Here is an 11838-nt window from a genome sequence, read left to right as displayed (position 1 = left end):
CAACGGCGACCCCAAAAAAATGCGGGGCGCGGTGTTCCGGGCCGCGTCGTTCGTCGGGATGATTCGGTTGGGATTGTCGTGCGCGAGCGACCAATGAGATGAGACTCGATTGGCGCTCCAACGGAGGTGCGTTCCCTCCCCCCCTTGTGGGGGAGGGCTAGGGAGGGGGGTAGCCTAGGAAAAGGTGCCAGTTGTCGATGATGCAATGAGAATGGGTACGCTCTCGATAGAGTCCCCGAGCGGCACCCCCCTCCCTGCCCCTCCCCCACAAGGGGGGAGGGAACGGAGAGAGCGCCGATGTCGGACTCGATTCGACTTCAGCGCGTCACCGCGCCTAGCGACCGGTCGAGCCGAATCCGCCGGCACCGCGGTCGGTCGCGGACAGGGTCGCCACGGGAACCAGCGCGGCCTGCACCATTGGCGCGATCACCATCTGTGCGATGCGCTCGCCGCGCTTGACCACGAAGGCGGTCTGGCCGTGGTTGATCAGGATCACCTTGATCTCGCCGCGATAGTCCGCGTCGATCGTGCCCGGTGAGTTCAGCACGGTGACGCCGTGCTTGGCGGCAAGGCCGGAACGCGGCCGCACCTGCGCCTCGTACCCGGGCGGCAACGCTATCGCGAGGCCCGTCGGCACCAGCGCGTATTGGCAGGGCGCGAGCGTCAGCGGCTCGTTCTCGGGCACCGCCGCCATGAGGTCGAGACCGGCGGCATCATTGGTCTGGTAGGCCGGCAGCGGCAGCCCTTCCGCATGGGGCAGGCGCTGCAGTTCGACGGTGACTTTGGTGCTCAAGATGCGGGCTCCCGGGATTTGCCGGTCACGCTCTTTGCGATATGCGCGACCAGTTCAATGGCGACCTGTTCCTTGGTCATCGCCGGCCAGGAATCAACTGCAATCTCGCCGTTATCGGCACCATTGTTGCGGCTGATGAGGTGCACGGTGTTGCGGTCCCCGCCCATCACGCCGGTTGCGGGAGAGACGTCGTTGGCGACAATCCAATCGCAGCCCTTGCGGGCAAGCTTCGACTTCGCGTTGTCGATGAGGTGCTCGGTCTCGGCGGCAAAGCCGATCACCAGTGGCGGACGCTTGTCGGTCAGTTTCGAGATCGTCGCGAGGATATCGGGGTTCTCGACCAGCTGGAGCGGCGGCATGCCGGCCGAGGTCTTCTTCAGCTTCTGCTCGCCTTCATTGACGACCCGCCAGTCGGCGACTGCGGCGGCGAAGATCGCGATGTCAGCGGGAAGCGCGGCCTGCACCTGCTCCAGCATCTGCCGCGCCGATTCCACATGCTTGACCGTCACGCCCTGGGGATCGCTGAGATCGACCGGGCCGCTGACCAGGATCACCTCGGCGCCCGCGGCCTGTGCGGCGGCGGCGATCGCAAAGCCCTGCTTGCCGGAGGATCGGTTGGCGATGTAGCGCACCGGGTCGATCGGCTCGTGGGTCGGGCCTGCGGTGATGAGCACGCGCTTGCCGGCGAGTGGGCGCGGCACCGGCGGCCGCAGCAGCCGCTCGGCGGCGGTCGCAATCTCGATCGCTTCGGACATGCGGCCGATGCCGGCTTCACCTGCTTCCGCCATCTCGCCGGAATTCGGCCCGATCAACATCACGCCGTCGCGTTGAAGCTGCGCGACATTGCGCCGCGTCGCCGCGTTGTTCCACATCAGCGGATTCATGGCCGGCGCGAGCAGGACCTTGCGGTTGGTCGCGAGCAGGATGGCGCTGGCGAGATCGTCGGCATGGCCGTTGGCCATCTTGGCCATCAAATCCGCGGTCGCAGGCGCCACCACGATCAGGTCGCACTCCCGCGCCAGCCGGATATGACCGGCGTCGAACTCGCTCTGGGGATCGAACAGGTCGGTGTAGACGCGCTCGTGCGAGAGCGCGCTCACGGCCAGCGCGGTGACGAATTGCTGCGCCGCCTTGGTCAGCACGCAGCGGACCTCGATCCGCCGCTCCTTGAGCCTTCGGATCAGGTCGAGCGATTTGTACGCCGCGATCCCGCCGCCGATGATCAGGGTGACGCTGGCTTCTGGAACGGCGCCGGTGCGTTGAGGAATCGGGGTGGTGAAGGCCGCGGGCGGCGCCGTGAACGGCGTCAGGGGCTCCTCACGGCCTTCGATCAGCTCCCCGAGGATGACCCGGACCTCTTCCTCGACCGACCTGCGGTTCTTGGCCGAGCGCAGCCTGAGGTAAGTTTTGATGCCTTCGTCGAGCTTGCGAATGGTCAGGCTCGCCATGACGCCCCTCCAGCACAAATGATAGCGATGCTATCATTTGTGTGATTGCACTGCAATCAAAGATTCCGGACGGCGATCAGGATGCCGATGAAGGTCGCGGCAATGATCCAGAGCGCCACGGTGCGCCAACGGTTCTTGCGGCCCTCGCTGCGGCCCATCGCCGCGATGCTCTCCGGCGACAGCCGGATGCCCTCCCGGGTCATGGTCTCCAGCTGTTCGAGCACCGCAACCGAGCGCTCGGCGATGTCAGGCAGACGCATCAGGATGCGCGCGAGATCGCCGGTCCCGGAGATCGCGCCCTGGACCCGGCCGATCGGGCCGAGATTGCGCTCGATCCATTCCCGCACCACGGGGTCGGCGACCTTCCAGATGTCGAGCTTGGGATCGAAGCCGCGTGCCACGCCCTCGACCACCACCATGGTTTTCTGGAGCAGGATCAGCTCGGGCCGCGTGGTCATGTCGAACAGGCCGGTGACCTCGAGCAGCAGCGTCAGCAGCCGCGCCATCGAGATCTCTTCCGCCGTGCGGTTGTGAATGGGCTCGCCGATGGCGCGGATCGCTTGCGCGAAGTTCTCGACCGAGTGATGCGCGGGCACATAGCCCGCCTCGAAATGCACTTCCGCGACGCGACGATAGTCGCGGGTGATGAAGCCGAGCAGGATTTCGGCGAGGAAGCGCCGCTCCTTCATGCCGAGCCGGCCCATGATGCCGAAATCAACCGCGACGAGGCGACCCGCGTCATCCAGGAACAGATTGCCCGGGTGCATGTCGGCATGGAAGAAGCCGTCGCGCAGCGCGTGGCGCAGGAAGCTCTGAATCACCTTGCGGCCGAGATCGGGCAGGTCGACCTGCGATTCTGCCAGGCGCTTGTGATCGTTCAGCGCGATGCCGTCGATCCATTCCATCGTCAGCACGTTATGCGTGGTACGGTCCCAATCGACGGTCGGTACGCGGAAATCAGGATCGTCGCGCGTGTTCTCCGCCATCTCCGACAGCGCCGCGGCCTCGAGGCGCAGGTCCATCTCCATCGCGACCGAACGCGACATGGTGTTGATGACTTCGATGAGGCGCAGGCGCCGCGCCTCGGACGAATAGGATTCGGCCTTGTATGCGACGAAGAAGAAGTCGGAGAGGTCGCGGCGGAAGCGTGCGGCCACGTTCGGCCGCAGCACTTTCACGGCGACCGCCTTGCGGATGCCGTCGCGCAGGACCTCGCCGCGATGTACCTGTGCGATCGAGGCGGCTGCGACCGGCGCACTAAGGCTCGCGAACACATCGGTCAGCGGCCGTTCCAGCGAGGTCGCGATCACGGCTTCCGCTTCGGCTTGCGAGAACGGCGGCAGGCGGTCCTGAAGGCTTTCGAGATCGCGCGCCATGATGACGCCGACGACGTCGGGGCGGGTCGCCAGAAATTGTCCAAGCTTGAGATAGGCCGGGCCCATCCGGGTCAGCGCACGCGACAGCCGCGGGCCGTGCTTCGGACCGCGCCGCTCGATGATGCGCGCAAGCTTCAGCGCGAGTTGCCCGGGCGGCGGCACCAGGCTCGGATCGACGGCGCCGAACACGCCCTCGCGCGCAAAGACGAACGCGGCGCGCATCAGGCGCGCACTATGGGTTATGGCAGAGATCACAAACGCCAGCCCGAATGCAGTGCGACGATGCCGCCGGACAATATCTGCCAGTTCACGCGGGCGAAGCCGGCGTCACGGATCATGTCGGCGAAGGCGTTGGGTCTTGGAAACTTGCGGATCGACTCGACCAGATATTGGTAGGACTCGGCGTCACCCGTGATCATGCGCCCGAGCGGCGGGATCACCTTGAACGAGAACAGGTCATAAAGGCGATCCAGCCCGGGCATCTCGACGGTGGAGAATTCCAGGCAGAGGAAGCGGCTGCCTGGCTTGAGCACGCGATAGGCTTCGGCCAACGCGAGATCGATCCGCGGCACATTGCGAATGCCGAAAGCGATCGTATATGCGTCGAAGCTGCGGTCGGCGAAAGCGAGCGCTTCGGCATTGCCTTCGACGAAATCGACCTGGGTCTCGAGATGCCGCTTGGCGGCGCGCTCGCGGCCTACCTCCAGCATCCCGGAATTGATGTCGCAGACGGTGGCATGGAAGCCGGGGCCTGCGGCGTTGGCGGCGCGGAAGGAGATGTCGCCGGTGCCGCCGGCGACGTCGAGCAGCGCGAACGGCCGGTCGCCTCGCGGCGGGTCGAGCGCGGTGATCATGATGTCCTTCCAGACCCGATGCAGGCCGCCGGACATCAAATCGTTCATCAAATCATAGCGCGACGCCACGCTGTGAAACACATCGTTCACCAGCGTCTGCTTGTCGCCCAGGGGCACGTCCCTGAAGCCAAAATGCGTGGTTTCGCCCGGCCGATCCATTACTCTACTCCACGAGGCGGACCATAGCGCGCCCGCCGCAATGGCGCTATCACACCGCCCTCATAAGGTGAATGCCTGACCATGCCCGAATTGCCCGAAGTCGAGACCGTCCGCCGCGGCCTTCAGCCTGTCATGGAGGGCGCAAAAATCCTGGTCGCGGAGGCCCGCAGGCCCGATTTGCGCTTTCCCTTCCAGCCGGATTTCGTGGCCCGACTGAAGGGGCAGGTCGTCACGGGGCTCGGTCGCCGTGCAAAATATCTCATGGCCGATCTCGCCTCCGGCGACGTGCTGTTGATGCATCTGGGCATGTCGGGCTCGTTTCGCGTCATCAAGCCGGACAACGAGGTAGCGCCCGGCGAGTTTCACTATCCGCGAGCCAAGGACTCCACGCACGATCACGTGCTGTTTCGGATGTCCTCCGGCGCCGACATCATCTTCAACGATCCGCGCCGCTTCGGTTACATGAAAGTGATCGCGCGCAGTGCGCTCGACGACGAGCCACTGCTGCGCGGGCTCGGCCCCGAGCCGCTCGGCAACGAATTCGACGCTGCGATGCTGGCGCGATCCTGCGCAGGCAAGACCACGAGCCTGAAAGCCGCGTTGCTCGATCAGCGCGTGGTCGCCGGGCTCGGTAATATCTATGTCTGCGAAGCCCTGCATCGCTCGCATCTGTCGCCGCGCCGGATCGCGGCGACACTCTCGACCAAGAAGGGCGAGACGACGGACCACGCAAAGCGATTGGTCGGCGCGATCCACACCGTGCTGAACGATGCGATCAAAGCCGGCGGATCGTCATTGCGCGACCACCGCCAGACCTCGGGCGAGCTCGGCTATTTCCAGCACTCGTTCAAGGTCTATGACCGCGAGGGCGAGAAATGCACCACGCCGCGATGCGGCGGCATCGTCAAGCGTTTCACGCAGAACGGCCGGTCGACCTTCTGGTGTCCGAAATGTCAGAAATAGCTACTCATGCAGACGCCGCAACTTGAAACCGAACGGCTGATCCTGCGTCCGCTCGCGCTATCCGACGCGCCGGCGATCCAGCGCCATTTCGACAACTGGAATATCATTCGGCATCTCTCCACCGTCGTACCCTGGCCGTATCCAGCCGATGGCGCAGAAGCTTTCGTCCAGCTGCAGTTCGACAAGGTCTCAGCCGGAGAGGAGATTTATCTCTGGGTGCTGGATGATGAGGCGATTGGAAACATTCATTTCCGGCCCCGTGCCGAAGGCCTGAAAGGCCATCGCGGCTTTTGGCTGGCCGAGCCTTACTGGCGCCGCGGGTTGATGACGGAAGCGGTCGCCGCGGTGAACGACTTCGCCTTCATTACACTGGGCCTCGATCATTTCTACGTCTGCAACGCGGCCACCAACGAGGCCTCACGCCGGGTCAAGCAGAAGACCGGTGCAGAGTTCGTCGGCTTCGTCGAGCTCGCGCATCACGGCGGACAGTCGAAAGCAGAGAAATGGATCGTGCGGCGTGAAGCCTGGCTGCGCGATAAAGGCAATGTGCGGTTAGATTGAGCCAAAGGGGCGCGATGGTGCGATCCATCCAGGCTACGAAAGCGAATTCGTTGTGCTCGCAATGCCGATGGATGGAGTCCTCTCAAAAACGCGAAGCGAAGCAATCCAGCCGGGCTGGTGGCCGGATTGCTCCGTCGCTGGGGCCCTTCCGGATGGTGAAGGGCCGGCTGGCGTCTGAGCGATTGCCCCGCTCAGGACGCCAGTGTCGTGGTCTCGTCGGCCGCTAGCTCGGCGGCCACGTGCAACATTCCGTCCGCGGCCGCGATGACCTGGTCGATCAGGACATTGGTGGTGGCGGCGAGCTCGAGCCGGGTCTCGATCCAATGCCAGAGGCCGCGGATCTCCTCGGTCGACTTGCCGTTCGGCGCGAATTCGCTCACCGCAAGGCCGCTCGCGAGCGAGTCCTGGTGGTCGTTGCGCATCCCGATCAGCGGGCGCGCGAGCACCTCGGCGAGATCGAGCGCTGCTTCCTCGGCGAGGGTGTTGGCGGCATTGTCGATGCGCTGACCGCGGATCGGAGTCTGGTTCAGGACGAAGCTGTAAGGCCGCTTCCAGGCACGCGCGACGCTCAGCGTCGAAACGGTCGCCTCGATGTCGGCGACGCTTGGGCGGGCCGGGATCAGGCAGAGATCAGAATGGCGGATCGCGGCGGTGGTCGCGGCGCTGAGGCCGGCGGCGGTATCGACGATCGCGAGCTGGAGGCCGCTGTCGGCCAGCATCTTCAGGCGCGGCTCGATGTCGGCGGCGTGATAGATCGGCTCGACGACGAGATCGTCGGTGGTGCGGCGGCGCTGCCAGTTGGACAGTGTGCCCTGCGGGTCGGTTTCGATGAGGCGAACGGTGAAGCCGGCCTGCTTGGCTGCCAGCGCGAGGCCGATGGCGAGCGTGCTCTTGCCGCTGCCGCCCTTTTGGGTGGCCAGTACGATCGTGTGCATTGAAGATCCTTTGGAGTGCTCGGGTCAGGGAAGCGCCACGCGAACGTGCATCGATCTCGATGCTGAGCTCTTCTCGCTCAGGACGTGCCGGCCCGATCCAAAGGGGATCGCGGAGGTCCGAATCAGCAGTCACGATGATGGCGGAATCGGGAATTCCAGCGAATCCGTACCATTACTGGACCCGTACTCGTACGTGTGCTGTGTGCGCTGACGAGTTGATCGCGTGCCCCGGACACAGCGCAGCGGCATCTCATGCCGCACCGCGCCCGTGACACGAGAGTTACTTGCGCACGCAGATCACGCGCACAACGGCGGCTGTCGCATCTGTGGACGTGCCGTTCGCCGCGACACCATTCGCTTTCAGGAAATCACGCACCGTCTCCGCGGAGACCATCACCGCCTGCGACGCCGGCACCGCTGTCGCGGGTCCTGCGACCATCGCCGGCTTCAACAGCGCGATGCCGCCGAATTTGCCGTCGCCGTCGATGGCGGGGCTGCCGGAGAAGCCGACAGCCGGCGGCGGTGAGAGCGGGGAATCGCCGCCACCGACAGATGCCAGCGCAGCCTTGAGGCTTGACACACCGGCGGCTCCGCCCTGGCTCTGCGGATCAGCGATACCGATGACATCGATACTCGTCTTTGCCGCGCCGGCGGCGAGGCTGAAGGGCTTCAGGCCGCGGGCACCGTAGATATGCAGCAGCGCGAGGTCGTGTTCCCGGTCCTCGGCGAGCCGGTCGGCGCTGCCATAGCCGGCGATCGTGATCGCGAGACAGGAATCGGTGACGAGGCGGTCGGTGACGATCGCGCCATCGTCGCTGACGACGAGACCGGTGCCATACTCGACGGTCTTGCGCGGCGGCGGCCCGGCTTGCGGCCCTGACGGAAACGCGTTGAACGCGCTCGACATCGCGATCACGACCGGCTCGACCGTGTTCTCGGTCGCCTGATCGTAGAGGATCGTCATGATGCGGACTTCATCACCCCGAGAAGTGCCGCGCATGTAAAATTTCTTCAGGCCCTGCAGACCCGACAGCACGAAGAAGTCGGGCTTGACCACGGTGTAGTCGACCTTGCGACCCGGCTCCTTCTTCTCCGCTTCGGCAAGCTTGGCTGTGGTCGGGCTCGCCTCCTTGCGGCGGCTGAGCAGCACCTGCACCGTGCCATTGGGCGAGGTCCATTTCGAGCCGTTGGCGTCGGTCGCCTGCTGCGGCACCAGCTTTGAGGGAATGCCAAGCCGCGCGCCGCTGGTCATTTCCGTAACGATCTTCCAGCCGACGCTGTCCTGCTTCCGCCGCGCCGTCTCGGCGAGCGCGGCGCGTTCCTGCGGATTGAGTACGCCGGTCGGCTTGCCGCCCTTGGCTTTCTGGTACTCCTTGATCGCCTCGACCAGGCGCGCGCTGACGTCACCGGTGATGGCGCCGTTGTACTGGCCAACCCAGGCAAGGTCGGACTGCAGCGACAGCCGCTCCGCCTGCGCCATGGCATCGGCCGTCGCAGCCGGCGTCTGCAATGCAGGAGGCCGGATCGGAACGGTCTGGACCGGCTTCGGCTTGGTGCCGGGCATCTGCGGTGTCGTCATCTGGGCGTTCGCGCCTGTCGCAGCCGCAAACATCAGTGTTGCCGCAAGCATCGATCTCATGACAAATCCAGCCAGCCCATTGAACGCAATGCCATTGAAGCACATCTCGTTGGTCGCGAACAATGTTGCGGTGGTTCAGGCCGGCGATAGAAGCCGTGGACTCAGGCCCTCATCCTGAGGAGCGGCCTCAAGGCCGCGTCTCGAAGGATCGCCCGCGGCGATAGCAGGGCCTGCATGGTTCGAGACGCGCGTTCCGCGCTCCTCACCATGAGGATCGACAGCGAGAGCGTAGTAGGAGAGGCGTAGGACGATGCTGAGCCCGGACGAACTCGAACGCTATGCCCGCCATATCGTGCTGCGCGATGTCGGTGGTCCCGGCCAGGCTGCGCTGAAGCGGGCCTCCGTGCTGGTGATCGGCGCCGGCGGGCTCGGTGCGCCCGCGTTGATGTATCTGGCGGCCGCCGGCATCGGTACGCTCGGCGTGGTCGATGACGATGTGGTGTCGCTGTCGAACCTCCAGCGCCAGGTCATTCACACCACGCCCGATATCGGCCGGCACAAGGTCGAGAGCGCGGCCGAACGGATCACGGCGCTCAATCCGCATGTCCGCTTCGTCGGCCACGCCACCTGGCTCAATGCCGACAATGCGCTGGCGCTGATCGGCGACTATGACCTCGTGCTTGACGGCTCCGACAATTTCTCGACCCGCTATCTGGCCTCGGACGCCTGCTTCTTCGCCAAGAGGCCGCTGATCACGGCGGCGCTCGGCACCTTCGATGGCTCGCTGACCACCATCCGTGCGCATGAGAAGAACGAGCGGGGCGAATTCAATCCGACCTATCGCTGCCTGTTCCCGGAGGCGCCGCCGCCCGGGACCGTACCGGCCTGCGCCGAAGCCGGCGTCATGGGCGCGCTCGCGGGCGTGATGGGCTCGATGATGGCGCTGGAGGCGATCCGCGAGCTCGTCGGCTTTGGCGACGGCCTGGTTGGCCGTCTCCTCATGATCGATGCGCGCGCGATGCGCTTCGAGACGCTGCGTTACGCGCGCGATCCGGCCAATCCGCTCAATGGCGATGGGCCTGTGATCACCGATCTCAGCGCCCATCGCACCTGATCGCAGCCGCTACGCTGTGGCCGGCTTCTCGCTGTCGAGATGCGCCATCTGCTCGGCGGCGTAGCGCGTACCGGCGGCGACATCGGGCGGGAAGGCCGTTGCCAGCATCGCGAGATGAGCTGGCGTCAGCGTGACCTTGGCCGCACCAAGTGCCTCGCTGAGGCGGTTACGGGTGCGGGCGCCGACCAGCGGCACGATCTCCTTCGCTTGCGCCGCCACCCAGGCGATCGCGACCTGTGCCGGCGTCGCGCCAATCTCGGCGGCGATGGTGCGCAGCTGCTCCACCAGAGCCAGATTGACCTCGAGATTCGATCCCTGGAAGCGCGGCGTCATCAGCCGGTAATCCTTGCCTGCCTTGCCGGAGTCCTTCGACCAATGACCGCTGATGAGGCCGCGCGCCAACACGCCGTAAGCCGTGATGCCGATGCCGAGCTCGCGGCAGGTCGTCAGGATGTCGCGTTCGATGCCACGCTCGATCAGCGAATATTCGATCTGGAGATCGGCGATCGGGTGCACGGCATGCGCGCGGCGGATGGTGTCGGAGCCGACCTCGGACAGGCCGATATGTTTGATGTAGCCGGCCTTCACGAGATCGGCGATGCCGCCGATGGTTTCCTCGATCGGAATGTTGGGATCGAGCCGCGCCGGACGGTAGATGTCGATGTAGTCGGTGCCGAGCCGCTGCAGTGAATAGGCCAGGAAGTTCCTCGTTGCGGCCGGCCGCGTGTCCATGCCGGTGAATTCGCCGGCAGGACCGCGCAGCGCACCGAACTTGACGCTGATCTGCACCCTGTCGCGCGGCACGTCCTTGAGCGCTTCGCGCACCAGCATTTCATTGTGGCCCATGGCGTAGAAATCGCCGGTGTCGACCAGGGTGATGCCGGCATCCAGCGCCGCGTGGATCGTGGCGATGCTCTCGCCGCGATCGGCGGGGCCGTAGACCTCGGACATGCCCATGCAGCCGAGGCCGAGGCTTGAGACGGTGGGGCCGGTTGAACCGAGTTTGCGCTGTTCCATGATGGCTCTCCTCGAAAAGGCGCTGACTGCGCCGCGTGACGAGGCCAGATATGCGCCTGATCGATTACGCCGATAAGCTGGACAATCGAGAATGGCTTGTTCACAGTGGCGAACAATGGCCGAGCCCGACCTGCGTGATCTCGACGTCTTCGTGGCGGTCGCCCGCACCCGCAATTTCCGGCGTGCGGCGATCGATATTCGCGTGTCGGTGTCGAGCCTTAGCCAGCGATTGCGGGACCTGGAGGAGCGCCTCGGCGTCCGCCTGATGAACCGCACGACCCGTAGCGTCGCCCTGACCGAGGCGGGTGAGTTGCTGCTGTCGCGCGTGGCGCCGGCGCTGCGCGATGTCGGCGACGCCCTGGATCAGGTCCGGGGCCTGCGCGAGGTGGCCTCGGGCCGGCTGCGCATCAACGCGCCGCCGCCTGCGGTCGATCTCGTGCTGGCGCCGATGGTCGGGCCGTTCCTCAAGGCCTATCCGCAGGTCGACCTCGACATCGTCTCCGAGAGCGGGTTCGTCGATATCGTCAGCGCGGGCTTCGATGCCGGCGTGCGTTATGGCGAGCATCTCGCGCAGGACATGGTGGCGATCCCGCTGAGCGGCCCGCAGAGCTATGTCGTGGTCGCTTCGCCCGATTACCTCGCACGCCGCGGCAAGCCTGAGCATCCGAAGGATCTACTCGACCACGATTGCATCCGCGCCCGCTACTCCAGCGGTGTCATGCATGATCTGGAGTTCGAGAAGGCCGGTCAGCTGGTGAAGGTCGACCCGCCGGCAAAGCTGATCTCGACCAACATGGGCCTCTCCATGCGCGCGGCGCTCGACGGAGCCGGCATCTGGGCGACGCTTGATGGTTACGTCGGCGAAGCCCTGAAGTCGGGCGCGCTGGTCAGGCTGCTTGAAGACTGGTGCGAGCCGTTTTCCGGACCGTTCCTGTACTATCCAAGCCGGCGCCAGACGCCGCCGGCGCTGCGGGCCTTCATCGATTTCGTCGCCGACTGGCGCAAGCGAAACGCCCGAGGATAGCAGACCCTCATGGTG

11 protein-coding genes are annotated in these 11838 nt (G+C 65.4%); 4 read left to right on the top strand and 7 right to left on the bottom strand.

Annotated features, from left to right (window positions below; translation table 11 throughout):
- Nucleotides 1-334: 334 nt before the first annotated feature.
- The 4 genes from dut to ubiE are packed head-to-tail and all read right to left on the bottom strand — an operon-like array spanning nt 335 to nt 4630.
- A complete protein-coding gene (dut, locus tag ABIB90_RS04285; protein ID WP_219678826.1) occupies nt 335-793 on the bottom strand; it encodes a dUTP diphosphatase in 459 nt (152 codons plus the stop codon).
- The gene (gene coaBC / locus ABIB90_RS04280) at nt 790-2241 is read right to left on the bottom strand and encodes a bifunctional phosphopantothenoylcysteine decarboxylase/phosphopantothenate--cysteine ligase CoaBC (protein ID WP_354200280.1); all 1452 of its coding nucleotides are present in this window, start codon (nt 2239-2241) and stop codon (nt 790-792) included. Before coaBC ends, dut begins: the two co-directional genes overlap by 4 nt.
- Nucleotides 2242-2297: 56 nt before the next feature.
- Nucleotides 2298-3872, bottom strand: a complete 1575-nt coding sequence (gene ubiB, locus ABIB90_RS04275; RefSeq protein WP_007598375.1) for a 2-polyprenylphenol 6-hydroxylase — start codon at nt 3870-3872, stop codon at nt 2298-2300.
- The gene (gene ubiE, locus ABIB90_RS04270; protein ID WP_007598374.1) at nt 3869-4630 is read right to left on the bottom strand and encodes a bifunctional demethylmenaquinone methyltransferase/2-methoxy-6-polyprenyl-1,4-benzoquinol methylase UbiE; all 762 of its coding nucleotides are present in this window, start codon (nt 4628-4630) and stop codon (nt 3869-3871) included. Before ubiE ends, ubiB begins: the two co-directional genes overlap by 4 nt.
- An 81-nt stretch (nt 4631-4711) precedes the next feature.
- Between ubiE and mutM the strand changes: the two genes are divergently transcribed.
- Entirely contained in the window at nt 4712-5593 is an 882-nt protein-coding gene (gene mutM, locus ABIB90_RS04265) for a bifunctional DNA-formamidopyrimidine glycosylase/DNA-(apurinic or apyrimidinic site) lyase (protein WP_007598373.1), read from the top strand.
- 6 nt (nt 5594-5599) lie between these two features.
- Entirely contained in the window at nt 5600-6154 is a 555-nt protein-coding gene (locus tag ABIB90_RS04260) for a GNAT family N-acetyltransferase (protein WP_354200279.1), read from the top strand.
- Nucleotides 6155-6345: 191 nt separating this feature from the next.
- Here the strand turns inward: ABIB90_RS04260 and ABIB90_RS04255 are convergent, their stop codons facing one another.
- On the bottom strand, nt 6346-7089 hold the full coding sequence (locus ABIB90_RS04255; protein ID WP_007598370.1) for a nucleotide-binding protein: 744 nt from the start codon (nt 7087-7089) through the stop codon (nt 6346-6348).
- Between the two features lie 280 nt (nt 7090-7369).
- Nucleotides 7370-8728 carry a serine protease gene (locus ABIB90_RS04250; protein ID WP_219678839.1) on the bottom strand — a complete coding sequence of 453 codons (1359 nt, stop codon included), beginning with the start codon at nt 8726-8728 and terminating at the stop codon, nt 7370-7372.
- Between the two features lie 250 nt (nt 8729-8978).
- Between ABIB90_RS04250 and ABIB90_RS04245 the strand changes: the two genes are divergently transcribed.
- The gene (locus ABIB90_RS04245; RefSeq protein ID WP_354200278.1) at nt 8979-9782 is read left to right on the top strand and encodes a HesA/MoeB/ThiF family protein; all 804 of its coding nucleotides are present in this window, start codon (nt 8979-8981) and stop codon (nt 9780-9782) included.
- 9 nt (nt 9783-9791) lie between these two features.
- On the opposite strand, the gene ABIB90_RS04240 is transcribed toward ABIB90_RS04245, so the two are convergent.
- Nucleotides 9792-10799 carry an aldo/keto reductase gene (locus ABIB90_RS04240; RefSeq protein WP_354200277.1) on the bottom strand — a complete coding sequence of 336 codons (1008 nt, stop codon included), beginning with the start codon at nt 10797-10799 and terminating at the stop codon, nt 9792-9794.
- Nucleotides 10800-10914: 115 nt separating this feature from the next.
- On the opposite strand from ABIB90_RS04240, the gene ABIB90_RS04235 reads away from it, so the two are divergent.
- Complete coding sequence (locus ABIB90_RS04235) at nt 10915-11823, top strand: LysR family transcriptional regulator (protein ID WP_354170418.1); 909 nt, start codon at nt 10915-10917, stop codon at nt 11821-11823.
- The last annotated feature ends 15 nt before the right edge of the window (nt 11824-11838 follow it).

Source organism: Bradyrhizobium sp. JR4.1, assembly GCF_040548605.1.
Lineage (GTDB): Bacteria > Pseudomonadota > Alphaproteobacteria > Rhizobiales > Xanthobacteraceae > Bradyrhizobium > Bradyrhizobium canariense.
Note: the sequence above shows the minus strand (reverse complement) of the source record. Positions and strands in the feature narration are given on the sequence as shown.

Bases quoted from the DNA above. Each gene is read 5' to 3' on its own strand.
- coaBC (WP_354200280.1), bottom strand. From the start codon at position 2,241: ATGGCGAGCCTGACCATTCGCAAGCTCGACGAAGGCATCAAAACTTAC.
- ubiE (WP_007598374.1), bottom strand. From the start codon at position 4,630: ATGGATCGGCCGGGCGAAACCACGCATTTTGGCTTCAGGGACGTGCCC.
- mutM (WP_007598373.1), top strand. From the start codon at position 4,712: ATGCCCGAATTGCCCGAAGTCGAGACCGTCCGCCGCGGCCTTCAGCCT.
- ABIB90_RS04260 (WP_354200279.1), top strand. From the start codon at position 5,600: ATGCAGACGCCGCAACTTGAAACCGAACGGCTGATCCTGCGTCCGCTC.
- ABIB90_RS04255 (WP_007598370.1), bottom strand. From the start codon at position 7,089: ATGCACACGATCGTACTGGCCACCCAAAAGGGCGGCAGCGGCAAGAGC.
- ABIB90_RS04250 (WP_219678839.1), bottom strand. From the start codon at position 8,728: ATGAGATCGATGCTTGCGGCAACACTGATGTTTGCGGCTGCGACAGGC.
- ABIB90_RS04245 (WP_354200278.1), top strand. From the start codon at position 8,979: ATGCTGAGCCCGGACGAACTCGAACGCTATGCCCGCCATATCGTGCTG.
- ABIB90_RS04240 (WP_354200277.1), bottom strand. From the start codon at position 10,799: ATGGAACAGCGCAAACTCGGTTCAACCGGCCCCACCGTCTCAAGCCTC.
- ABIB90_RS04235 (WP_354170418.1), top strand. From the start codon at position 10,915: ATGGCCGAGCCCGACCTGCGTGATCTCGACGTCTTCGTGGCGGTCGCC.